Origin of the sequence: Synergistes jonesii (assembly GCF_000712295.1) — a bacterium.
GTDB lineage: Bacteria > Synergistota > Synergistia > Synergistales > Synergistaceae > Synergistes > Synergistes jonesii.
In genome coordinates this window covers 137329-159487 of record NZ_JMKI01000031.1, presented here as the reverse complement: position 1 = coordinate 159487, position 22159 = coordinate 137329, and the positions used below count along the sequence as shown (strand labels likewise).

Here is a 22159-nt window from a genome sequence, read left to right as displayed (position 1 = left end):
CTCCTCCGTTTCAGTTGACCTTGCCCTCCGCGGCCGCAAGGGCGCGATGCGAATGCGTCAGGTGCTCCCGCATCTCCCTCTGGGCGCCCTCCCTGTCGCGCTTCGCTATTGCGCGCAAAATAGCGCGGTGCTCCGCGACGGAAGCTTTTTTCTCTTCGTCGAAGTCGTCGCAAAAAAAGATAAAGACGTTAGTGCGCGTCATGATGCTGTCGATATGCTCGCAGAGCACCTGATTCTTTCCCGATTCCGCGATGAGCCTGTGGAAGGCGTTGTTCGCTTCGAGGAAGGCGTCTATGTCTTCCTTCTCGGAAGCGCTCTCTTCAGCGGCCAGGACGCTCTCGAGGCTTTCTATCGCGCGGCTGTCGAGCCCGTTGCGGCAGGCGAGCTCGACGCTCAGGTTTTCAAGATATTCGCGCACGCTGTAGGCGTTCTCCATTTCGTTCGGCGTCGGGGAAGCCACCCTCGCTCCGCTGTTCGGCACGATCTTCACCAGCCCTTCGCTGGCGAGCCTGCGCAGAGCCTCGCGCACCGGCGTGCGGCTCACCCCCATCTCCGTCGCTATCTTGACCTCGAGGAGCCTCTGCTTCGGCTTCAGCTCTCTACTTGCGATCTTATCGCGGAGATCGAAATAAACGTAATCCGAAGACGTGTTATATAACCTTGAATGCTGCATCATTACGAAAAATCCCCCTAAACATTCTCTTCCACAACAACGACCTTACGAGCCCACATAAATTTACTACGGCCGCATGAATATCGCGCGGCTGTAGTACACGAACAACTTATGATAACATAAGAATTGATAATCGCAACCGGTATTCCCACGGTAAAAACGCGGGAAAAGCTATCCTTCAGAGCGGCCGGCGCGTGGGGGTTTGCGCTTTTTTTCGTTCAAGTTGAAGAGCACTATCTTTATCGTCATAAGGATTATTTTTATATCGGAGAGCACTGAATAGGTCTGTATATAGACGAGGTCCAGCTTCAATTTATCTTCCGGCGAAGAATCGTAGCGCCCCATGACCTGCGCGTAGCCGGTGAGGCCGCTCTTCACGGCGGTGCGCAGCGCGAACTCCGGAACTTTCTTCACGTAATCCGCGGCGAGCTCGGGGCGCTCCGGCCTCGGCCCGACGAAAGACATATCGCCCCTGAGGATGTTGAAAAGCTGCGGCAGCTCGTCGAGGCGGAAGCGCCGCAGGAACGCGCCGACTATCGTCACGCGCGGATCGTTCTCCGAGGAGAGCCGCGGTCCGACTTCCTCCTCGGCCGAGACTATCATGCTGCGGAACTTATACATCGTGAATACTCTGTCGTTTTCCGTGCAACGCTTCTGCCTATAGAGCACCGGGCCTCCGTCGCCGAGCTTTATCAAAAGCGCGATGACGAGCATGAACGGCAGAAGTACGGCTATGGCCAGCAAGGAGAAAAATATATCGCCGCAGCGCTTGACGATTCTCTGCTCCGGGCGCAGCCCCTCATTCTTCGCAACGTAGAGGGGCGTGTCGAAGAGGAACATCGAGTCGGAGGTTTTGAGCAGGATGTCCCCCACGGTGGGCACAAGATAATATCTCAGCTTTTTGCCGAGGCACAGCGCCATTATCTTCGCGGATTTTTCTTCCGAAAGGTTGTAGAGCACCACGCCGTCGACGCCCTCCAGCATACTTTCGATATTCTTTCTGCCGTCGAACGCGCACATATCGACGAGCTCGAACTTTTCCGGCCTCTCCCTGATTTTCCGCAGCACGTGCTCGGGGAAGCGTCCGCCGTAGAAGCAGATGACCCTGCGCGGCGCGAAGAGCCTGAAATAGAGCTTGTTCGCGGAGTATGCCCACAGAAGGATGATGAGCACCTCGGCGAACGTGAGATAGAATATCAGAGATATGCCCCTGTTGGCGTCGGTGACGAGTATCAGGATCACGAATATAAGCATGTTGGTGATGCAGACCGCGAGCCAATTCGAATATACGATGTCGGTGAGACGCTGGCTGCCTATCCGATAGCCGCTATATATCTTTGAGAAGATATGGAAAAAGACGGCGTAAAGCAACAAAAGGAGCCAGTCCTCGTTGCCCCTTGCGCTGAACGGCTTGCCCAGGTAGTCGTTGTAATAGTTGTTCCAGACGAACCCCGCAGAGAGCGTTACGAGGACGATATTTAAATATCTTACGAAGAATATTATTAAATTTTTCAGCCAAATAAATCTATCTGTATTTTTCATGCTCCGTCACCGCGGCAAAATAACAATCCCGACGCTTTCCACACGCTCCCACCGATTAATTATAACAGTCGCTTATAAAAAAAGCACTATGCCGGCGTCGTGGCAGTCGAACGCGCCAGGGGAAAATTTTTGCGAAGTTCACGACACCTCACTGCGGCATCCCCGAATCGATTCCGGCAAAAAAACGGCCGCCTATTTACATGGCATACATAGACAGCCGCTTAATCAGCAATGACGGCTTCCGAGTTATGACTGACTGTCGGGCATTCCCGCTTTATTTTCAATAGCTTTCTTAACATTTTTCCCTTTCTATGTCGACTTAGCAGGCTAAGTTAACATTTTATACTACATTAAATCAATATTTATATATAAATGGAACGATTTTGAAAAGCGTAAAATAAACTCTGCGTGCCTGCACGTCAGCTGTCAAGTGCATTTGTCATTTCACATCCGATATTATAAGATTATCTGCGCGGCAGATAAAGCGGCGGGAGGAATGGATATGCCTGTTTGGGATGTGATCGGGCCCGTGATGATCGGGCCGTCGTCGAGCCACACGGCGGGGGCCGCCCATATAGGGCGCATCGTCAGGATGTGCTGGGGCGGCGAGATAAAGAGGGCCGACCTCTACCTGCGCGGCAGCTTCGCGGGCACGGGGGCCGGCCACGGCACGGACAAGGCGCTGATCGCCGGCCTGATGGGCATGACGCCGGACGACCCGAAGATAAAGGACGCGCTGAAGATCGCGCGGAGCGCCGGCTTGGAATTTCACTTTTACGCCGAAGATGCCGCCGGCGCGCATCCAAACTCCGTCCGCGCCGTGATTTCCGGCGACGGACGTACGCTTGAAGCGGTTGGCTACTCCGTAGGCGGAGGCGCGGTCATCCTGCACAGGCTCGACGGCTTTCAGGTCGACATATCCTGTTCGCTGCCGGCGATGATAATAATGAACAAAGACGTCAGCGGCGTGGTCGGCGCCGTCGCCTCCTACCTCTCGGCGCACGGCGTCAACATCGCGACGATGAAGCTGCACCGCGACGCGCGCGGCGGGCTCGCGACGATGGTCATAGAGCTGGACGCTTCCGACGGCAAGGTCGATGCGAAAGTCATAAAAGAGCTGCACCCGGCAATAGTCCGGGTCATAGAGATAGAAGGTGAGCGCTGATGCTCAAAGCAGTCCAAAAAATCCTCCTCACGGCCCGCAAAAACGATACGACCTTCCCCGAGGCGGCGTTGATCCTCGACTCCGCCGCGACCGGCGTGCCGGCGGAGGAAATACGCGCGAAGATGGCGCAGCGCCTCGCGGACATGCGCAGAAGCGTGCGCGAAGCCTGCGCGAGCGAAGAGCCGTGCCGCCTCGAGCCTCCGATGGGGCCGGCGCTGCGCGCCCGCCGCGGCGCTATGTCCGGAAAATTCGTCACGACGGCCGCCGCTACCGCGATGGAGGTCGCGGCCTACAACGCGGCGATGGGGCGCATCGTCGCGGCGCCGACGGCCGGCAGTTGCGGCATCATCCCCGGAATGCTCTTCGCATGGGAATTCTTCTGCGGCGGCGGACGCGACACTGACGCGATGCTCGTCGACGCGCTGATCACGGCCGGAGCGATAGGCGAGGTGACGGCCTTCCGTGCGACGCTCTCCGGCGCCGCGGGAGGCTGCCAGGCCGAATGCGGCGCCGCGGCCGCGATGGGCTCGGCGGCGCTCGCCTTCCTACAGGGAGGTACGCCGGAGATGAGCGCGCACGCGGCGGCGATGACCTTTAAATCCGTCCTCGGCCTGGTCTGCGACCCGGTCGGAGGGCTCGTTGAATGCCCCTGCATAAAGCGCAACGGCATACTCACGGCGAACGGCATTCTCTGCGCGGACATGGCGCTTAGCGGTATAGAATCCGTGATACCACTCGACGAGGTCATCGACACGATGGGACAGATAGGCAGGATGCTGCCGCCGGCGCTGAGAGAGACCTCGCTCGGCGGGCTGGCCGCGACGCAAACGGCCGCGGAGCTGATGCGCGGCGGCATAAGAAAAATCGGAGAGTGAAACGATGCCCCTTATAATAAAAAACGCGCTCATCGCGGACGGCGGGCGCTCCTTACGCGGCGACGCGCCGCCCGAAGAAACGTCGAACGGCCGCTTGGCGGAAAGGCGCGCCGGCTTTAAGGCTATAAGATGAACAAGCGCTTGGTGGTTCTTTTTTTGTCCTTTGCGACTATAATATGCTACGGTTACGCGCTCGGCGGGCTCGGGAGCTACGCGGCGGGCGCGCCCAGGCCCCTCCCGATAGCGGCGGGGCTCTCCGGAGGCACCGTCTGCGCGCTCATAGCGCTGAAGATATGGCGGCTCTACCTCGACGAAATAGAGGAAGAACAGAGGCGTGCCGAAGAGGAGAAAGAAAACGCCGAACGAAATGATAAAGACAAGAAGTGACATTGAATGATCATCGATTTTCACACGCACATCTTCCCAGACGCAATGGCCGACTACGCGATGAAGAAGCTCTCGGAGAGCGAAAATGAGGAGTACCGCGCGGCGGCGACGGCCTCCGCGCTGATAGAAAACATGGGCAAGGCGGGGATAGACAAAAGCGTCGTGCTGCACGTCGCTACAAAGGAACATCAGCACGAGGACATCCTGAAATTCGCGAAGGAAGTGGACTCCGAACGCCTCATCTCCTTCGGCTCCGTAATACCCTATTCGCTCAGCGCGCTCGAATACGTCTGGAAAATTTCCGACGAGGGGCTGAAGGGCATAAAGCTGCACCCGCCGCTCCAGCGCTGCGACGCGGACGACGAAAGGATATTCCCCGTTTACGACCTGGCGCGCGCGCTGAACCTCGTCGTGCTCTTCCACGCCGGCTGGGACCCCTCTTACAAGGAAGAAGAAAGATGCACGCCCGCGATGCTGCTGAAAATCCTGCGAAACTTCCCGGGGCTTAAAGTCGTCGCCGCCCACTTAGGCGGGATGCATTTGGCGAAAGAGGTGTACGAAACGCTCGCCGGAAAGGCCGACCTCTACTTCGACACCGCCTTCACCGCCGCCCCCTGGCTCGACAAGAATCTATTCCGCAGCATAATCCGTCGCCACGGCGCCGACAAAATCTTATTCGGCAGCGACTATCCGTGGCACCTGCCGCAGATGGAGCTCGAACTGATAGACAGCCTCGGCCTCTCGCGGGAAGAAAAGAATCTTATCCTCGGAAGAAACGCCGCAGCACTGCTCAGCCTTTAGCGCGCGATCGCGTTTTGCAAGCGCCGCTGCGCCCGCCGATTTCTACCGCCCGGCCATTATTTCGCCGGCCAGCTCCCTGACCGCCTTCTTTATCTCGAAATTGCCGGCCGGCGCGCCCACGCAGCCCGGGCAGCCGTTCTTGCAGCCGCAGGAATCCATAACGCCGACGGCCGTCTTCACGAGCTCGTTCTTTATTTCAAAGGCTCCCTCCGCGAGGCCGATGCCCCCGGGGATGTTATCTATTATGTAGAGCGCGGCGCGCCGCAGCTGTGGGTCCTTGAGACGGCTCGTCACCAATATGTCGGCGCGGTCGCACATCAGGAAGAGCGGCGCCGTGTTGCGTATCAAATGCTCCAGCCCCTCCATCGCGAGCTTCAGCCCGGCGTCCTCCTGCCGCTCCTCCGGCATCGTGATCCAGCAGGCCGTCGTGTGCATCTGCTCCTCCGGCAGCTTTATCTGGCCGAAGCCGGCGTTCTCGTGCGTCGCCAGCTTTATCTTTTTGAAAATCGTCGGCGTCAGCGTCACTACGACCTCGCCCCAGCCGTAATTCCCCTGGGTCTCGAAGTCGTCCGTGATATTTATCCGCAGAGCCGCGTCTCCGTCCGTGTAATAGTCCGCCGCCATCTCCTTTATGAAGCACTGCATCTTTTCCGTGTCGAGCGACTGCACGATGTAAGACTTCCCGCCGTGCATGTATATCGCGTCGGGGAATATCAGAGTAGGCGCGGAGCGGCGGTCCATCGTCCCTATCACGACGGGCCTGCTTTCGACCGTGACATCGGTTATCGTGTAATTTTCTCCCGTAGCGCTGCGCAGAGAGAGGTCCGCCGCCGGGTAAGAATCCGCCTGCCAATAGTAGCGGCGCTCGCCGGCCTCGTCGACGCGGTGGAGCACCTCGTAATCCGTGAGATAATCGAGAATCTCGTCCACCTCCCGCCCGCCGAACTTCTCGCCGCCGCGGAAGGGGAGCTCGAACGCCGAACATTTGACGTGGCTCACCTGTATATAGGGGTTATAAGGGTCGATGCGCGCGCGCTCCGTAGCGGCCTTGAAGAACCATTCGGGGCGCTGCGCGAGGAACTGGTCGAGCGGGTCGGCCGACGCCACCATAACGGCGGCCGAGACGGCGCCGCGCCTCCCGGCGCGCCCTATCTGCTGCCAAGCCGACGCGATGCTGCCCGGATAGCCGTGAAGCACCGCGAGACCGAGCGAGCCCACGTCGATGCCGAGCTCCAGCGCGTTCGTGCTCACTACGCCGCGCAGCTCGCCGCTGCGCAGGTCGCGCTCTATCTTCCTGCGCTCCTTCGGCAGATAGCCGCCGCGGTAGCCCATGATCATCGACGGGTCGGCGCCGGCCTTTTCGAGGCGCTCCCTTATAGATTTGAGAAGCAGCTCCACGTTGAGGCGCGAGCGCGTGAAGACTATCGTGCTTATGCCGCCGGCGAGCGCGGCCGCCGCTATCTTCGCCGTCTCAAAGAGCGACGAGCGCCTGACGCCCGTGTTCCAGTCGACGACAGGAGGATTGTAAATTATCACTTCCTTCTCCGAAGCCGGCGCGCCGCTCTCCGTTATCAGTGTCACTTCGCGCCCTATCAGCGCGCGCGCGTGCTCCTCGGGGTTCGCTATCGTCGCGGAGCAGCAGATGAACGTCGGGCGCGCGCCGTAGAATTCACAGATCCTCGCGAGGCGCGCGAAAAGATTCGCCAGGTGCGAGCCGAAGACGCCCCTGTAAGTGTGAAGCTCGTCGACGACGACGAACGTTAAATTTTTGAAATAGTCGGACCATTTGGTGTGATGAGGAAGTATGCCGGAGTTCAGCATATCGGGATTCGTGATGACGATGTGCCCTTCGCTGCGCGCGAGGCGGCGCTTCACGGGGTCGGTGTCGCCATCGTAGACGAAGCCGCGGACGTCCCCACCCGAAAGCGCGGCGAGCTCCGCGAACTCAACGAGCTGGTCCTGCGCGAGCGCCTTAGTCGGGAAGAGGTAAAGGGCGCGCGCGTTAGCGTCCTGTAGAGCCGCGTGGAGCACCGGCAGGTTATAGCAGAACGTCTTGCCCGACGCTGTGGGAGTCGCGACCACGCAGTCCTTGCCGGCGAGCGCGCAGGCCACAGCCTCGCTCTGATGCGAATACAGCGCCTCTACGCCGCGTTTTTTCAGCGCGTTGACGATACGGTGGTCGAGCGCACCGAAATCGCCGAAGGCGGCCTGGCGGGGCGGCAGCCTTTTTATCGCCGGCGCCCTGCCCCCCATATCCGCGATCATGCGGATCAAATCGTCCACCGTCGGCTTCTTCTTTGCAAAATAATTTTCCAGCACCACGAAAACACCTCCGCACGGCGTGCGTCTTTCGCCGTTAAAAAGTATATGGAATGAAGAAAAAAGTTGCAAGTCCGGGCAAAGCGTGAAAAAAAGCGAAAAAGTGACGCGCGGCGCGTTTTGTTATAAAATAGAGGCAAAATGACGACAAAGGTGATATAGATGCAAGAATCCGGCGAAAATTATCTCGAAACGATTCTCATACTTCAGAACAAATACGGCTCCGTGCGCTCCATCGACGTCGCCAAGCAGCTTTCGGTCAGCAAGCCGAGCGTCAGCCGCGCGATGGGGATATTGAGGGACGACGGCTTCATAACGATGGAGCCTAACGGGGAATTGTGCCTGACCGAAGCGGGGAAGGCCCGCGCCGGCGCGATCTACGAGCGACACAGGCTGATCACCGCCTTCCTGCACGAAACGGTCGGCGTTTCCGCCGAGACCGCCGAGACCGACGCCTGCCGCATCGAGCATATAATCAGCGAAGAGACCTTCGAAAAGATAAAAGAATTCCTTGCAAAATCCCTCTCGGGCATGTGAGGGGAAAAATAAAGGCCGAGGCCGCCGCGGCAAGCGCGATCAGAGCTCTGCGGCGGCCTCGACCTTCTTATGCTTTGATATACCTTTGATTTCGGCTCTTCGGCTTACCCGGGATAGCCATCCTCAATCGTCCGCTTTCAAGGAGGGGCTTGATATAGTACCGGGTGACGCTTCCTAAATCCTTATATCCCAAATGACCCACTATCTCCCGTTTTGACCTCGGCTCCACACAGAAAACCAGAATTTTATCGAAGACATTTTCTTGGCGGTCATCTTGCGGGTTAACTTGAGCGTTCGGGCCGGCCGTTAACTGACCGGAGAAAAGGGGCTACCGCCAAGCTTTGATCGCGCCGCGGCAGCCCTTTTGATTTATCCGCCGATCCTCTGCGCTTCGGCCTCGGCGGGGGCCTTCGCCGGCTCCCTCTTCGCGAGCAGGAACATCACGGCCGCCGAAAAAATTATCCCCGGAAGTATCGGATGTATCGCGCCGGCTATGCCCGGAGCCGCGAGCCCCGTCAGCGAGAGCGACGTCGGCCTGTAGGCCGCAGCGTACCACGCAATCGAGCCGGCGAAACCGCAGAGGGAGCCCGCGGAGGCGGCGAAGCCCCCGGCCCTCGGGCCGAACGCCAGCAGCGCTAGGTAAGGCGCCATTATCGCGCAGGCCAAAAGCGTCCAGCTCGTCGAGCATATCACCGCGATGATCGAGCCGCTCTTCAGCGCGAAGAGGCCGCTGCCCGCCGTGCAGAGGATGACGGCCGCACGCCAGGAATTGCCTTTGAGCTCCCTCTTCAGCACGTCTCGCCCGAGGCTGCCGCTCGCTATGTGGAGCAGCGCCGAGGCCGTCGAAAGGGAGGCCGAGACGATCGCCAGCGCGAAGAGCTGCCGGCCTAAAGAGGGAAGCAGCCTATTCACGAGAATCGGCAGCACCGTATCCGGATTCGTTATGCCGCCGCCGAGAAGCACGCGCGAAAGCGCGCTTGCGAAATACGCGCCGCCGACCACCACCGAAAGCGCGAGCATCGCTAGCGGCGCCGCGCGGCGCGCCTCCTCCTGGCTGCGCAGCGCGAAGTGGCGCTGAATCAGCTGAGGCTGCGCCCAGATGCCGACGGAGGTGACCACCGCGAGGAAAATGACGTTGAGCCCAGCGCCCCCCGAAGAAAGCGCCAAAAAGCCCCTGTCCGCGCCTTTCTCCGGCGGCAGCGACGCGAGGGCCGCGATCCCCTCCACGGGCCCGCCGACCGCTTTAAGCAGCGCGAGGAGCAGCGCGCCCACCCCGATAAGCATCACCAGCCCCTGAAGCGCCTCCGTGTAAAGCACGCCGCGCAGCCCCCCCCAGACGACCGAAACGCCGACTATCACGACGAGAAGCGCGAGCGCCGCGTTCGTGGAGAGCGGGACGACGCCGGAGACCATCACCGCCGCGCCCTTGAAGACCGCCGAGCCGTAGACGACGAGAAGCAGCGTGGAAACGGCGCCTATGAAAGTCTGTAGCATCGGGGCGCCGTAAGCCTTAGCCAGCAGCTCGGCCGGCGTGCGCGCCGCAAGCTTTCTCTGCCAGAGGCGCGTCGGCCACGCGAGATACTTATACACGAACCACGTTCCGAACCACACGTTGCCTGCCGCGACGAGAAGCATCTGCATCCCGAAAAGATAGCAGAGCCCGCCGAAGCCGACGAGCGCGACGGCGGAGACATAAGTCGCGACATAGGCGAAAGCCTGGACCGCGACGCCGACGCGCCCGGGCAGCAGCGCGTCGCGCCCACGCGAAAACTTGGCGATCGCGACGAGCGCGAGCGCGTAGCCGATCCATAGGGGGAGGAAGGCGAACATCTTACCTCGCCGCCGCCCTTATCACTATCGAGGCGAGAGACCACGCCGCACCCCAAATAAGAGAAGCCCCCGCGCAAACCACCCAAAGATCCGTTCCGAACATCCTTACCGCTCCCTTTCACAAAAATAATCTTTTAATATAAAAAAAGAACCGGGCCCCTGCGGGCGCGGTTCCTGAAGTTCCATCGCTTGTAACGCTTACTTCACAGAAACGGCGAAAAGCCCCGGGGCGTCATAGATGCGGGGATAAGCGTAATAGCGATAATAATAGCTGCTACCTACGAACGCTTTTCCCATCATCTCGGCCCCCTTTCGCAACAAAAAACTTTACCGCTCTTCGTCGGTAAAGCGAATGGTACTATAACCCAAGCGCTTTGTCAAGACGAAAAAGCAAAAGCCGCAGGACGACAAATTTTAAAAAATCCTGCTCAAAAAGCCGAATTAAAGAAAACCGAGGCCAGACTTGACGAACTGACGACAAAAGCTGAAAGACATCGAGGCGCTTGTGGAAGAGGTCACCGAAACAGTTTATGACGGCGTTCTCTATCGTGGCAAAAAAGGCGCTTTCATCTCTTAACGATCCGGAGAAAAGGGCAAAGAATATCCTGCCCTTCAAGGAAGAGAACAGAACATTTACATTGGCATTACTCGTGCAGAAAAAAGTCGAATCCGCTCAGCGTAATCCAGGGAGAAAGAAGCTGATACTTGAAAGCTGGGGGCGAGGGATAGAAAAGATATGCAATGCTTTGAAATCTGAATATCTTCCAATGCCGGAAGATCGTGTCGTCAGGGTGACTAACAAGGTGACTGATCGCGAGAGCCAAGTGTTGCAGTACCTGATGGAAGATCCCGGATATACAATGCCGCTGCTTGCAAATAAAATGGGCGTGAGTCGTAAATCTATTGCAGGTTATCTGAAAGCTTTGAAAGAAAAAATGTCGCCGGAAGCCGTACAGGGCCTATTTGACAGATAAATACAGCCGCTGCCACGCCCCTCCAGGACTAAGGGGCGCGGTCGTCTTTTGCCTTTTTAAAAATCATAATGAGAGCACATACTGATGATTTTTACCGTATTGCGCTCCTTGTCCACCTCGTACACCAGGCGGTGTTTGAGATTGATACGCCTGGAATAAGCTCCCTGCATATCGCCTAAGAGCTTTTCATACGGCGGAGGCGACCGAAATGGGTCGCTTCTGATGATGTCTATCAGGGCAAGCGCCTTTTTATCTAATCCTGCGGCCTTTAAATTAGGAATATCCGCGGCCGCCTTCTTCGTATAGACGACAGAGTAGCTTACCATGACACCTTATCTTCCGCTATACACTCCTCCAGCGGGGTATTCAGCCCTTCAACGATCTTCTCCTTCATGCCCGGGATAGAGGAGATGTACAATGTCTCTATAAGATCGTTGTAATCCTCCTCGCTGATGACTACGGCGTTCCCGTCTTTCGTGCTGACGTTCACCGGCTCGTTATACTTTATGGTCTGTTCCAGCAGAGCGAAAATATTCCGTCTGAAATTTGTGACGTTGGTATTCAGCATATCGTTCGCCCCCTTATGCGTACATTATAGCGTACGCTATTGAGCGGCGTCAACATACAGCTTAGGAGGACGGACGCGCAGGGCGGCAGCCGCGGCGAGAGATATTTCTATTGTTAGAAAAGACGGCGCTTCACGCCGTAGCGAAGAGCGCCGCCGCTTTTCCTTTACTTCTTCCTGCGCAGCGCTAAGGGCGCCAGCGCCAGCAGCGCCAATGCGCCGGCGCCGGCGTTGCAGCCGCTCGAACTTCCTCCGCCGTGGCCCGGCTTATCGTCCTTGTACGGCTTGGAGACCTCGCCGGACTTGCCGACGAATTCTCCGTAGCCGTAGAATCCGCCGCTCGCGGACGTCGAATTGGAATAGAAGACTATCGAAGAATCCGTCGCGTCGTTAAGCGGGTTTATCTTGCCCCCCGCGTCGATGTAGGCTTCGTCGGCCCATACCTTTTTGACCTTTAGAATCATCAGGCGGTTCGGACGTCCTCCGGAGACGGCTACTTCATCCTCAAGCTCGCACTCCAGCGAGATGGGGAACTCTTCGATCATCGGGGCGTTCACGGCCTCGCCCTTTCGGGCCGTCAGGCCGGTGGGCGCGAGCTTATCCTGGTAGCCGCCGTTCGCCGGCAGAAGCGGCGCGTCCCCCGAGAGGGGGCGCCCGGAGAAGTGGCCGAAGAGCGCCGCCTCGGACATATACTTCACCGAGGGCAGGTTGATCGTGCAGGCGCCGGAGGCCTTCAGGCACCGATAAGTGTAGCTCCGCTCCGAGTTGTTGATGCCGAAGGCGACGCGCATCTCTCCGCCATCCGCGCCGGAGGAGACGACGCCGCCGCGGTGGAACGTGGCGAAGTTGGTATTCCCCTCAGGCGTGTAAACGCCGACCACCATTATGGGCGATAGCAGAAAACCTGGCGAGCCTGTGAATTTCAGCGTCTCCGCCGATGCGGAGGCGGCGCAGAGAAGCAGGGCGGCCAGAGCCGGCAGTACGGCGGCGCGAATTTTCGTGCGTTTCATGGAGCTCCCTCCTTACTTTCCCGAGGGTTTCGGCTCAAGGCCGCCGCCGTCGGGGTATTTCTGCCGATACATCGCGCCGGAACGTCCGTATGGCGCGCTGAGCTTATAGTAGCCGCTGTGCTCGGCGCTGCCTGCAAAGTAGACGACAGCATTCGACTTTACGGGGTCGTACTGTTCCGCGCCTTTAGTCTTGTCGCCCTCCGGCGCCGTAGCTTCCAGGCGGTAGCCCAGCACTTCGCCCAGATACATCCTGTGCCGGCCGCCGTCGAAATCACGCGTGCCGAGCAGCCGGCACTCAAGCGTCACCGGGCACTCCGTCAGCACAGGGGCGTTGACCGTCTCGCTCTTCTCGATCTTCAGTCCCGTGACGGCGAACTTGTCGAAATACCCGCCGTCAGACGCGGCCGAAACTTCTCCGCAGTAGTCGCCCTTCCCGACAATGCCGGCGTTCATCACATTCACGGTGAAGGCGCCCGAGGCCTCGATATTCTTCGCGGTCTGGCGCGTCGGAACGACGGAGATGTAGAAGATCATATTATTACCGGACGCAGTCTCGGCGATGCCCGCGCGGTCGATGACGGCGGCGTCGGGGCGTCCCTTTTCGTCGTAGGTCGCTATCAGATACGTGGTGCACGGCAGCACCCTCGCCGTCGTCTCGACGGCGACCTTAGCGGCCTGCGCCTGCGCGGCGCCGCAAAATAACAGCGCGCAGGCGAGAATATCCAGCAAACGAATTTTTTTCAAAGAAATCCTCCTCACGATATAGCGCAAAGCGCCTGGAAAACGCTTGACGATCTTTCGTTTTCAGCGGGATCGCCACCGATTCGGCGCCACGCACGGGGCGCTCCGTGTTATAACGTTGTGCCGGCGGCTGAACCGCCATGATGGAACGGTTCGGCTTCGTCCATATTTACCGCCTCCTTTTGCTGACGGCGGACGCGCCTCTTTACGCGCAACGACGCACCCGCTTCATTGCCGCTCTTACATTCCGCTGTTCTACGTTACTTCTTCCTGCGCAGGGCGAGGGGCGCGAGCGCCAGCAGCGCTATAGCGCCCAGGCCCGCGTTGCAGCCGCCGCTCGACTTCGGGCCGGCGCCTCCGCCGGGCGTGTCCGGCGTTGGCGGCTCTTTGCCGGGTGACGCCGTGCCCGAGTAAACGAAGAGCGTGCTCAGCGCGGCGTAGTCGCCCACCGGCTTAAGCGTCGCCTCAAGACAGCCGGCGCCGTTCAGCTTCGCAGGGAAAAGGTCGTAATAGTTCGTCTTTGCGTTCAGCACGAGCGCGTAATAGCTCCTGCCGACAGCGAATTTTTCTCCCGCCTTCGGCTTCACCGTCAGCGTAAGGGCTCCGGACTCGGCCACTTCCGCGCATTCCTTCGACAATTTCACCGTGCAGACGTAGCCGTCCTCGTCGGCGCAGAACGTTCCCTCCTTCATTTCCGTGCCGTCGCCTGCTATCTTCACGGCGGCGTCTCCGCTCACAAAGCCGCCTCTTTCCAGCGCCTCCGCTTCCTTACCGCGGCTGTTGGAATAGTCCGCGACCGTCGCGGTGACGCCGGGAGCGGCGCTTACCTCCGGCAGATCGGAGGCTTCGGCGAACAGCGCTTCGAGCGAATGATTCGACGTTACGTTTTTGAAGGCGTATTCCGATACGAAGGGGCTTGCCGTGCTTTCGCGCCTGCCGTCGGCTATTACGGCGGCGATGCGGCAGCCGTCTTTTGCCGTTATCGTAAATGAGGCGTCCTCGCCGTGGTTCACCTTGAGCGGCCCTGCGGGAGTCACGGCGCCCATGGAGGCATCGGCCGAAACGCTTATCTCATATTGGGCGGTGGAGAGCTTGACGAAATAGAGATCAAGAGGGAAGTCCTCCTTCTTAAAGACGACGGTGCCGTTGAGGAATGAATAGATTGCCTGGTATCCATAATGGAGAGGGCGGTGTGGAATATAATCGTACACTATGCCACGCCCGAATATCCGCTCCGCCGCGTGGACGTTTCCAGCGCCGTCGAGCGCGATGATCATATCCGGCGTGTCCGTGTATCTTAAGTCCTCGTCGGGAACAATGTATACATCCTTTTTAAGTTCGCGGTCATAGATACTCCTCTCCCATGCGAACTCAATTACGTCGTTATCCCAGGTCCCGATAGGGGGAGCCATCAGCGGATGCTCGAATTTGACGACGTCGGGAAAATCAATTTTATTGCCTCCCATCTCGGTAACTGAGGCATTATCTGCCGGCAGGCTTATAGCGTGTCGCACCTCCACGGTCACGGCGCCGCTCCACTTTTCGGGGATGACGCGCGCCAGACGTTCCTTAGTCAGCCGTGATATATCAGCCGGGAACGACTTACCACAGTTATTGCAGGTTTCATATGAATCCGTCCATCTCTCCCTCCCCAGCCACGAGGCGCTCTCCGGGAAATGCGTTACAGAGTTGCTGTCGTCTATCTCCATGTTGAAGCCCATAGTTACGCCCAGGCGCTGGTCGAACCTCTCCCATTCGCTCCTGTCGACGACGACGATCTCCGACGGCGCGGCGGAAATGGGACGCGCGGAGAGCGCCAGAGCTGCGAGGCATAAAGCCGCAAATAACATTTTCTTCATAAACTTCTCCCCTTTTGCGTATAAAAGCCGAATGCGGCTCAGGGCAAAGCGGAGAAGGGCGCGCCGCGCCCTTCTCCGCTGTCAGGCGTTACTGCGTTACCGTGAATGTGCTTTCGGGTGTTACGCCGACGGTGCCTGCAAGCGCCGTCGACCACCAGCTGCCGCTGCTCGCAGCAGTCGCCGATATCACGGCTTTGCCTGCGGAGTAGCCGGTGACGAGGCCGGAGGACGAATTGACGCCGGCGACTGAGGTGGCTGAGCTGTTCCAGCCGCTGTACGACAGCGTGTTCGCCGCTGCTCCGGTGGGGTAGGTCGTCTTAGGAGCGTAGGCCGTGCCGTTCACCGCTATAGTCTTGCGCCCGAAGAGCACGGAGGCCCTTGGCAGCGCGGCAACAGTAGTCTTGCGCCCGGACGTGTCTGTGCCGCCGCCTATAGCGTAGTTAGGCTGATAGGCTCCGCCGTGCAGCCAGTAGCAGCTGTAGACCGTGCCGTAGGCGCCGACGATGCCGCCGGTGTAATTGCGCTGGTCTTCGTTTTCGGGGATGACCGTGGGGGAGACCGTTATGCTTTCTGCCGCGGAGCTGCAGTTGTAGACCTTATTGGCAAATGCTCCGACGACTCCGCCCGCGTTCATGTTCGAGTAGATGATCGTGCCGGGTTGCACAGAGCAGTTGACGATATAACCGCTGTTCATCTCATAGCAGAACGCGGCAATCCCGCCGGCGTAGCTGAAGGAGCCGCCGCTTGCGTTCAGGTCGGCAGAGGCTACGCAGTTGACCACGAATGTCGAAGTGGTGTCAACGTTGTCGCCGAGAAGCGAACAAATGCCGCCGACATAGGCGCGTCCGGCGCCGCTGCAGCTGGCGGTACCTTCGAAGTAGCAGTTTTCGACAAGCCCGTCGTTCCAACAGACGACGCCGGCCGCGCCCTGACCTTTGGTGTTGGTGACAGTGCCGTAAACCTTGAGATTCTTAACGACACCCTTCGCCGCATAAGAGGGGGTGACGCTGCGCGTCTCAATGGCTGGTACCGGCTTGACGCCGAATGTCTCGTAGAAGTCCCTGCGCTCGGCCAGCACGCGGTAATAATCCTCGCCTGTGAGGCCGAGCTCTGCTGCGTCAAGCGCCGCTTTATCCGCCGGCGTCATGCTGCGTGCCGCGGCCGTTTTGCTGTTTGACGGATAGTCGATATATCCGAAGAGCGCAGCCGTTTCGCCTCGATCATTGAAGTTACCTGCGGTATTATTTACCTTCAACCCGGTGATGCTGTGTCCCGCGCCATCGAAGACACCCTTGAACGCTTTGTTATATTGAGTGGTCCAATAGGCTTTAAAGCGGCCGATCGGGGTCCATTCATTGTTGTTCAAGTTAATGTCGTCGCCCAGGCGGATAGTATAATTGGCGTAGTCATTACCGTTGTTGACAGCGTTTCTGAAGGCCGCAAGCTGCGCGCCGGTGGTTATCGTGATGACGCTGCCTACCGGCTGTGGCACCGTGCCGGTAGTGCCGTCCCAGACGTTGACGGCGCTCGCCGTTCCCGCAAAGCTAAATGCGAAGAGTGCTGCCGCCAAAATCAACGACAAATGCTTTCTCATTTTCATAACTGTAATTCTCCTTTCATTATCTCATTTCCCATGCGCCCCGCGCGGGTCGCTTCCTGTTGTGACGTTGCGTCGGCGGCGGAGCCGCCATGGTGGAATGGTTCTGCTTCGTTCATATTTTTCACTCTCCTTTCGGGAATCCCGGCCGCGACTGCCGCCCGGGGCGCGCCGCGGCCGGGGCTTTGTATGGCTTTTTTACTTTTTCCTGCGCAGCGCCAATGGGAGAAGCGCAAGCAGCGAAAGCGCGCCCAAGCCCGCGTTGCAGCCGCCGCCCCCGCCGCCTCCCGAATGCGCGCGTTTGAAATCGGCAGCTATCGTGTGGGTCTCTGTGACATTTTCAAAAGTGAAGGAGAAGCTCTCTTTGCCGGAGGCCTCTTCGTCTTCTTTGCCGTCGACTGTCAGTTTGTCTATCACATATCCTTCGCTTGCCTTTATTTCGAATTTCTGCGCTGTGCCCTGCTCGACAGTCACTTCGCCTGATGGCGTGATCGTGCCGTTTTCGCCGGCCGACGCTGTTATTGCAAATGTCGGAAGCGGCGCAGGTTCGAATTCGGCCGCTATCTTGTGCGTCGCCGTGACGTTTTCAAGCTTTAAAACATAAGCGCCCAGGCCGATGGCTTCCTTTACCGCGGCGCCGTCTAACGTCAGGCTTTTTATCAGGTATCCTTCGTTTGCCTTTATTTCAAAATCCTGGGAATAACCTTCTTCGATTTCGGCTTCCGCCGGAGTCACCGCGCCGTTTGCTCCGGCCGACGCCGTCAGCGAGTACTTCGGCAGCGGTGTGTGCGTCAACTTCACTGCGTATATCGAAGGGCTGTACGCGTAGTCTTGAGCCAGGGTGACGGCGTAGTTGCCGGCATATTGCCCCAGACGGTGGTCCGCCGAAACTGCCTTGCCCTCGGAGTCGACGATAATGAAAAGATCGGCGCTGTTCATCTCAGCCTGCCACTCCGGAGGCATATCATAAGCCATGATCTCGTAACCGCCGGCCGGCATGTGCCCGGGGGCATCCGTCTTTTCATTAAATTTCACCCTGTAAAAGGTCTCGGCCACTACGTCGCCGGTGTATCCCGCCGGTATGAATGGCGCAAGCAGCTCGGCTGTAGGCGGTGCCGCCGGCTCCTGCCGGTCGCCGGGATACCAGCAAGGCGTGCTCATCCTGCCGTTCTCGTCCAGCTTTGCAAAGTATGTGTAGTATGTAAAGTCGCCGCATTTCATGCCGTCGCACTCGAATTCCTCGATGGTCACGCTTCTTGGCGCGGCCGCCGCGGCAAGCGCAAAGATGAGCAGAAGCGCTGCCGCCAGTGCTGATACTGTTCTTACTCTTTTCATATCAAGATTCCTCCCAAATCTGTTTTGTTACGCTGATTTTTTGTCCCAATTTCCGAGTTTCGCGCATTTCACGCGCAGTATTTTTTACGCCCCAGCCCCCCTTTCAGCGCCTTTTCCGCTGCGCTGCGGCCAGCAAGGCCGGCAGCGCAAGCGCCATCGCGCCAACGCCCGAGTTGCAGCCGCCGGTGCCTGCTCCGTCGCCCTCCCAGGGCTTTTCCGGCGCCGGTATCTCTACAGGCGTGCTCTCCGCTATGACTACGACGTTTTCCGGCGCGAAGTAGAGGCCCGGCTCTGTTATCTCAAAGCTGAGAGTTTTGTCTTTCAGGCTCGCGGGGAATGTGTCGTAGCCGCCGCCAAGCCCCGCTTTTTTGCGCGCCATCGCCCAGAGCGACGCGCCCGCCGCCGGTTCGTAGTCGAAGTTCTTTATCGTGAAGGCCGCCGCCGCAGCGGAGCCGTCCATCGACGCCGAGATGGTGTTCAGCGGCTTGAGAGAGGCAAACGACGCGCCGTTTTGCACGATAGAAGGATAGCTGCCGTCGTTCACTGCACGTGCTATGGGCTCCGGCGCGTCGGCGTTGACCGCGGTGACGGTCATCTCGGCGCCGCTTACCGAGACGTCCGGGAGCTCCACGGGGACGGAAGCGGGTATAATCGTGCCGCCGCCGGAAGAGGAGACTGCCGAAAGCGGCGCTGCCGCAGAGAGCGTCCCCTTGAGGTCGGCGGCGCTGAATAAGGTCCAGCTGCTGCCGCCGTCGTAGCGCGCGAGGCCGTCTCCGGCGCGCGCCCAGAGATAGCCGGTATCCGGGTCGTAGTTGAAGCCCATCTGGATGCCATAGCTGCCGGCAAAGCTGCCTATACGCGTGCCGATGTCGCCGGCGGCGAGCTTTTCTTCCGTCGTCTCGTAGACGACCATCTGGTGGCTGCCCTGCACTCCCTCCGGCGCCGTCCAGGTGGTGCCGTGCAGGAATACGCGCCCGTTTATGAAAGCAAGCCCGCTGAACATGTAGTACCATTCAGGAAAGCGTGCGTGGGTCTCTTCTCCGCGCGCAAGCAGAGTCGACTCAAGCGTCTCCAGGTCGCAGACCTCGATCGTCGTTTTTTCATTGTAGCCGCCGTCAGTGACCTGGTAGCCGCCGAAGCTGCAGACGTAGAGCTTACTGCCGACGCGCGTATAGACGCCGTCGTTCTGCCCGTCCATGTTGCGCCCTGTCATGTCGGCGCTGGCTATCACGTTGAGGTCTTTGTCGAATTTCCATATCTGGTTCGGCCCATAGGCGACGCTGGGCTGCATCGGGTCGCCGGCGGTGTCCGTTATTATCGCGTAGAGATATCCGTTGTAGGAGAAGAGCCCCTCGCCGTGTTTGCCTCTTATTTCAGGGTGCGCCCATACTTTGTTTTCCGCGTAGGCGTCGTTCGTCATCACGACGCGCGAGATGACGGCCTTGTCGTAGCCGGTCGCGTAGAGGTAGTTGCCTATCGTGGCCATCGCGCGGATGTTTTTCACCGAGCAGGTGAACTGTTTGAGCGGCCTGTTCCAGTTGGAGGGGACGGTCCAAGCGCTTCTCGGCCCCGGGTCGAAGACGTCTACCACGTCCGGCGTGGAGCCACCGACGCCTGTGTAGAATGTGAGCGCTACGCGCAGTCTGCCCTCCGCGTCGAGGAATGGCCGGATGCCGTTGCCCTGGTTGCCGCCCATGTTGGACTGCAGCGGCGAGAAGGGGGCTTGCGAGCCCGTGATGATGCCGAGCGAGACCGGGTCGCTGTAGGTGGTCTGGCGCGTGAAGAGCAGGTCGGCGGAGGCGCCCGCCGCCGCGAGCAGAATTACGAGCAGCGCCGATAAGAGTATCTTAAATTTCTGTGCGCGGGTTTTCATTTTCCTTTGCCCCTTTCTTTAAAACGTCCATATCAGCGACGCGTAGAAGGTGCGCCCCTGCAGCGGGTACCACATTGTACGGTCCGGCCCGTAGCCCTCGGCGAGGAAGAGGACGTCCGGCCCCTTGTCGAATATGTCGTCCACGCCGACGACGAGTTTGAGGTCGTCTTTTATGCTGTAGCACAGGCCTACGCCGAAGGTGAGCAGGTCGTCTTGTTTGACCTCCTGGTTGCGGTCATAGAAGTTGTTGCCGATGTAGCGCGCCTCGGCGAAGGCCGAGAGCCGCTTGTTTTTCAGCAGGTTGTTGCGTGCGACGCGCAGGAAGCCCTCGTATTCGGGGCGGTTGGGGATCCTCATGCCGTCGTAGGCTCCGGGAGTTTTGTTCACCGCGTCCATCCAGGTGGCGGAGCCGTAGACTTCCCAGTCGTCCCATTTTATCGAGCCTTCCAGCTCAAGGCCCTTGATGTGCGCTTTGCCCACGTTCTCATAGCGTGCGTAGCGCGGATTGACGACGAAGTATTCTATCAGGTTGTCCACATGGCTGCCAAAATATGTGAGGGTGACTTCGCTTCTGCCTTTGAACAGGTCTCCCTTCCAGGTGACGCCGGCGTCCCACTGCGTCCCCTCCTCCCAGTCGAGCCGCGGATTAGGTATGACGAAGGCGCCGTCGCCGTAGAGTTCGTACATGTTGGGCGCGCGGTTGTAGCCGCCGTATGTAACTTTCGCGCTCCAATGTTCGTCGAATTTGTAGTTGAGCGCCGCCCCGCCGGAAAATTCGGTGCGGCCGTCGGCGTGGTTCCAGCGTATTATCGGCGTGAGCCAGAATTTATCTTTGGCGCCTATGCTTATCGTGTCCTGTACCTGCCCGTTCCAGGCGTAGCGCGTATGTTTTTCAATTCCGGCGAAGTAGTTTATGACGTCGCCCTTGGTGCGGAGCGTTTCGTCGTACCAGTTCCAGAGGAATTCCAAGAGGTGGCTGTCCCCCGCCGGCAGGGAGCCGTCTATCGCGACGCCGTAGCGGTCAGTCTCGTATCTGTTGTGTTTATACGACGAGCCGGGCAGTCCGAACTGGTTGTCGCCGTCTTTAGGGTCGTCGTATTTTTTCTCCTGACGCAGGTATTCGAGGCGGACGCCGAGGTCGAGCTCTCCTATCTTGCGGCGGTGCGTCGCCGCAAAGTTCCACTGGTCTGTGACCTGCACGGCGGTCGGCTCCCAGTATCTGTCGCTCTCTATGCCCATCACCGGCAGAGGCAGGTCGCGGTCGTTGCGCTTCCACGCACCTTCTATGGTCCAGTTTTCGTTCTGCCATTTGACGAGCGCGTCGCTGTTCTGGTAGGAGTTGTTTTTGCGTTTGACCTCGTAGTCGTCGTTCTGGTCGTATTCGTTACGGGTGTTGAGGTATGTGAAGTCTCCCCTCGCCTGGTCGCGCGTTACGCCGACGAAGAGCGCGCCGTCCCCCAATTTCGTGCTGTAGGCGGCGTTTGCGAGAAAGCGGCCGTAGGAGCCGCCGCCTGCAAGCAGCGTGCCGCCGCCCCTGTCGTCGGGCTTTTTCGTTATGATGTTGATTACGCCGCCCATCGACGCGCCGCCGAAGCGCGCCGGGATGTAGCCGCGGTAGACTTCGATACGCTCGACGTTTTCCACGGGGATCGTGGAGAGGTCGACGGCCGCCTCGCTGCCCAGGTTCATCAGTACGCCGTCGACGTATACGGCCACCTGCGACGGCGTGCTGCCGCGCACGGAGACGGTAGTATAGGCGCCGCGCCCCTTGAGCTCTATCACGTGCAGCCCCGGGACCTGCTTGAGAAGTTCGGGAAGGTTTTTCTGCTCCCCCTTCATCTCCTGGGGCTTGATGACGGAGACGGTGCCGGGCGAGAGGAGCAGCTTGTCCTCTTCTTCGGAGTCCGCCGTGACCCGCTCCTCTGGCAGCCGCACCGGCTCCTCCGCGGCGCATATGCGGGGCGGCGGCGCCGTTAGCGGGGCGAACGATAAAAGGAGCAAAAGTACGAGATACATTTTCTTCTGCAAAGCGACGACCTCCGAACATATAAAAATTACGCGGGAGAGGTGCAAACG

The 22159-nt window shown here is 59.1% G+C and carries 21 protein-coding genes; 7 read left to right on the top strand and 14 right to left on the bottom strand.

The window, feature by feature from the left end; translation table 11 throughout:
• Positions 1 to 10: 10 nt before the first annotated feature.
• Positions 11 to 676, bottom strand: coding sequence for a GntR family transcriptional regulator (locus EH55_RS07075; RefSeq protein ID WP_037976109.1), 666 nt, complete (start codon positions 674 to 676; stop codon positions 11 to 13).
• A 168-nt stretch (positions 677 to 844) separates the two neighbouring features.
• On the bottom strand, positions 845 to 2215 hold the full coding sequence (locus tag EH55_RS07070) for a sugar transferase (RefSeq protein WP_037976107.1): 1371 nt from the start codon (positions 2213 to 2215) through the stop codon (positions 845 to 847).
• Positions 2216 to 2717: 502 nt separating this feature from the next.
• On the opposite strand from EH55_RS07070, the gene sdaAB reads away from it, so the two are divergent.
• The 5 genes from sdaAB to EH55_RS07050 are packed head-to-tail and all read left to right on the top strand — an operon-like array spanning position 2718 to position 5443.
• Positions 2718 to 3380 carry an L-serine ammonia-lyase, iron-sulfur-dependent subunit beta gene (gene sdaAB / locus EH55_RS07065; protein WP_037976105.1) on the top strand — a complete coding sequence of 221 codons (663 nt, stop codon included), beginning with the start codon at positions 2718 to 2720 and terminating at the stop codon, positions 3378 to 3380.
• Positions 3380 to 4255 carry an L-serine ammonia-lyase, iron-sulfur-dependent, subunit alpha gene (sdaAA, locus tag EH55_RS07060; protein WP_037976103.1) on the top strand — a complete coding sequence of 292 codons (876 nt, stop codon included), beginning with the start codon at positions 3380 to 3382 and terminating at the stop codon, positions 4253 to 4255. Before sdaAB ends, sdaAA begins: the two co-directional genes overlap by 1 nt.
• Before the next feature lie 4 nt (positions 4256 to 4259).
• Positions 4260 to 4388: a hypothetical protein gene (locus EH55_RS14775; RefSeq protein WP_256261464.1), complete on the top strand. Its 129-nt coding sequence runs from the start codon at positions 4260 to 4262 to the stop codon at positions 4386 to 4388.
• 23 nt (positions 4389 to 4411) lie between these two features.
• Positions 4412 to 4642 (top strand): hypothetical protein, encoded by a 231-nt coding sequence (locus EH55_RS07055; RefSeq protein WP_236617095.1) that lies wholly within the window; start codon positions 4412 to 4414, stop codon positions 4640 to 4642.
• Positions 4643 to 4648: 6 nt separating this feature from the next.
• Entirely contained in the window at positions 4649 to 5443 is a 795-nt protein-coding gene (locus EH55_RS07050; RefSeq protein ID WP_037976098.1) for an amidohydrolase family protein, read from the top strand.
• Between the two features lie 42 nt (positions 5444 to 5485).
• Here EH55_RS07050 and EH55_RS07045 read toward each other — a convergent pair whose 3' ends face one another.
• Positions 5486 to 7765 (bottom strand): DEAD/DEAH box helicase, encoded by a 2280-nt coding sequence (locus tag EH55_RS07045; RefSeq protein WP_236617094.1) that lies wholly within the window; start codon positions 7763 to 7765, stop codon positions 5486 to 5488.
• Positions 7766 to 7924: 159 nt separating this feature from the next.
• On the opposite strand from EH55_RS07045, the gene EH55_RS07040 reads away from it, so the two are divergent.
• Positions 7925 to 8299, top strand: coding sequence for a metal-dependent transcriptional regulator (locus tag EH55_RS07040; protein WP_037976096.1), 375 nt, complete (start codon positions 7925 to 7927; stop codon positions 8297 to 8299).
• Positions 8300 to 8366: 67 nt separating this feature from the next.
• Here the strand turns inward: EH55_RS07040 and EH55_RS14885 are convergent, their stop codons facing one another.
• Both EH55_RS14885 and EH55_RS07035 read right to left on the bottom strand, forming a co-directional pair.
• Complete coding sequence (locus EH55_RS14885; RefSeq protein WP_354378701.1) at positions 8367 to 8528, bottom strand: Fic family protein; 162 nt, start codon at positions 8526 to 8528, stop codon at positions 8367 to 8369.
• Positions 8529 to 8668: 140 nt separating this feature from the next.
• Entirely contained in the window at positions 8669 to 10129 is a 1461-nt protein-coding gene (locus EH55_RS07035; RefSeq protein WP_037976094.1) for a sodium:solute symporter family transporter, read from the bottom strand.
• 548 nt (positions 10130 to 10677) lie between these two features.
• Here EH55_RS07035 and EH55_RS14575 point away from each other — a divergent pair.
• On the top strand, positions 10678 to 11103 hold the full coding sequence (locus EH55_RS14575; RefSeq protein ID WP_201769354.1) for a helix-turn-helix transcriptional regulator: 426 nt from the start codon (positions 10678 to 10680) through the stop codon (positions 11101 to 11103).
• Positions 11104 to 11159: 56 nt separating this feature from the next.
• On the opposite strand, the gene EH55_RS07025 is transcribed toward EH55_RS14575, so the two are convergent.
• The 9 genes from EH55_RS07025 to EH55_RS06985 all read right to left on the bottom strand — a co-directional run bounded on the left by EH55_RS07025 (position 11160) and on the right by EH55_RS06985 (position 22111).
• Positions 11160 to 11429 carry a Txe/YoeB family addiction module toxin gene (locus EH55_RS07025; RefSeq protein WP_037976091.1) on the bottom strand — a complete coding sequence of 90 codons (270 nt, stop codon included), beginning with the start codon at positions 11427 to 11429 and terminating at the stop codon, positions 11160 to 11162.
• Entirely contained in the window at positions 11423 to 11671 is a 249-nt protein-coding gene (locus EH55_RS07020) for a type II toxin-antitoxin system Phd/YefM family antitoxin (RefSeq protein WP_037976089.1), read from the bottom strand. The genes EH55_RS07025 and EH55_RS07020 overlap by 7 nt, the downstream gene beginning before the upstream one ends.
• Before the next feature lie 164 nt (positions 11672 to 11835).
• On the bottom strand, positions 11836 to 12678 hold the full coding sequence (locus EH55_RS07015) for a flavin reductase family protein (protein ID WP_037976086.1): 843 nt from the start codon (positions 12676 to 12678) through the stop codon (positions 11836 to 11838).
• 12 nt (positions 12679 to 12690) lie between these two features.
• On the bottom strand, positions 12691 to 13422 hold the full coding sequence (locus EH55_RS13485) for a flavin reductase family protein (RefSeq protein WP_051682727.1): 732 nt from the start codon (positions 13420 to 13422) through the stop codon (positions 12691 to 12693).
• A gap of 257 nt (positions 13423 to 13679) precedes the next feature.
• A complete protein-coding gene (locus EH55_RS07005) occupies positions 13680 to 15278 on the bottom strand; it encodes a Synerg-CTERM sorting domain-containing protein (RefSeq protein WP_037976084.1) in 1599 nt (532 codons plus the stop codon).
• 88 nt (positions 15279 to 15366) lie between these two features.
• Positions 15367 to 16878 carry a hypothetical protein gene (locus tag EH55_RS07000; protein WP_037976082.1) on the bottom strand — a complete coding sequence of 504 codons (1512 nt, stop codon included), beginning with the start codon at positions 16876 to 16878 and terminating at the stop codon, positions 15367 to 15369.
• Positions 16879 to 17073: 195 nt separating this feature from the next.
• Positions 17074 to 18210 carry a Synerg-CTERM sorting domain-containing protein gene (locus EH55_RS13480; RefSeq protein ID WP_051682726.1) on the bottom strand — a complete coding sequence of 379 codons (1137 nt, stop codon included), beginning with the start codon at positions 18208 to 18210 and terminating at the stop codon, positions 17074 to 17076.
• A gap of 103 nt (positions 18211 to 18313) precedes the next feature.
• Complete coding sequence (locus EH55_RS06990) at positions 18314 to 20083, bottom strand: hypothetical protein (protein ID WP_037976071.1); 1770 nt, start codon at positions 20081 to 20083, stop codon at positions 18314 to 18316.
• Between the two features lie 18 nt (positions 20084 to 20101).
• On the bottom strand, positions 20102 to 22111 hold the full coding sequence (locus tag EH55_RS06985; protein WP_037976070.1) for a TonB-dependent receptor plug domain-containing protein: 2010 nt from the start codon (positions 22109 to 22111) through the stop codon (positions 20102 to 20104).
• Positions 22112 to 22159: the final 48 nt, after the last annotated feature.

What these genes read in the sequence shown, in the direction of transcription:
- EH55_RS13480 (WP_051682726.1), bottom strand. Translation starts at nt 18,210, where the DNA reads ATGAAAAGAGTAAGAACAGTATCAGCACTGGCGGCAGCGCTTCTGCTC.
- EH55_RS07005 (WP_037976084.1), bottom strand. Translation starts at nt 15,278, where the DNA reads ATGAAGAAAATGTTATTTGCGGCTTTATGCCTCGCAGCTCTGGCGCTC.
- sdaAA (WP_037976103.1), top strand. Translation starts at nt 3,380, where the DNA reads ATGCTCAAAGCAGTCCAAAAAATCCTCCTCACGGCCCGCAAAAACGAT.
- EH55_RS07035 (WP_037976094.1), bottom strand. Translation starts at nt 10,129, where the DNA reads ATGTTCGCCTTCCTCCCCCTATGGATCGGCTACGCGCTCGCGCTCGTC.
- EH55_RS14775 (WP_256261464.1), top strand. Translation starts at nt 4,260, where the DNA reads ATGCCCCTTATAATAAAAAACGCGCTCATCGCGGACGGCGGGCGCTCC.
- EH55_RS07000 (WP_037976082.1), bottom strand. Translation starts at nt 16,878, where the DNA reads ATGAAAATGAGAAAGCATTTGTCGTTGATTTTGGCGGCAGCACTCTTC.
- EH55_RS07075 (WP_037976109.1), bottom strand. Translation starts at nt 676, where the DNA reads ATGATGCAGCATTCAAGGTTATATAACACGTCTTCGGATTACGTTTAT.
- EH55_RS07070 (WP_037976107.1), bottom strand. Translation starts at nt 2,215, where the DNA reads ATGAAAAATACAGATAGATTTATTTGGCTGAAAAATTTAATAATATTC.
- EH55_RS07025 (WP_037976091.1), bottom strand. Translation starts at nt 11,429, where the DNA reads ATGGTAAGCTACTCTGTCGTCTATACGAAGAAGGCGGCCGCGGATATT.
- EH55_RS07050 (WP_037976098.1), top strand. Translation starts at nt 4,649, where the DNA reads ATGATCATCGATTTTCACACGCACATCTTCCCAGACGCAATGGCCGAC.
- EH55_RS07015 (WP_037976086.1), bottom strand. Translation starts at nt 12,678, where the DNA reads ATGAAACGCACGAAAATTCGCGCCGCCGTACTGCCGGCTCTGGCCGCC.
- EH55_RS06990 (WP_037976071.1), bottom strand. Translation starts at nt 20,083, where the DNA reads ATGAAAACCCGCGCACAGAAATTTAAGATACTCTTATCGGCGCTGCTC.
- EH55_RS07020 (WP_037976089.1), bottom strand. Translation starts at nt 11,671, where the DNA reads ATGCTGAATACCAACGTCACAAATTTCAGACGGAATATTTTCGCTCTG.
- sdaAB (WP_037976105.1), top strand. Translation starts at nt 2,718, where the DNA reads ATGCCTGTTTGGGATGTGATCGGGCCCGTGATGATCGGGCCGTCGTCG.
- EH55_RS07040 (WP_037976096.1), top strand. Translation starts at nt 7,925, where the DNA reads ATGCAAGAATCCGGCGAAAATTATCTCGAAACGATTCTCATACTTCAG.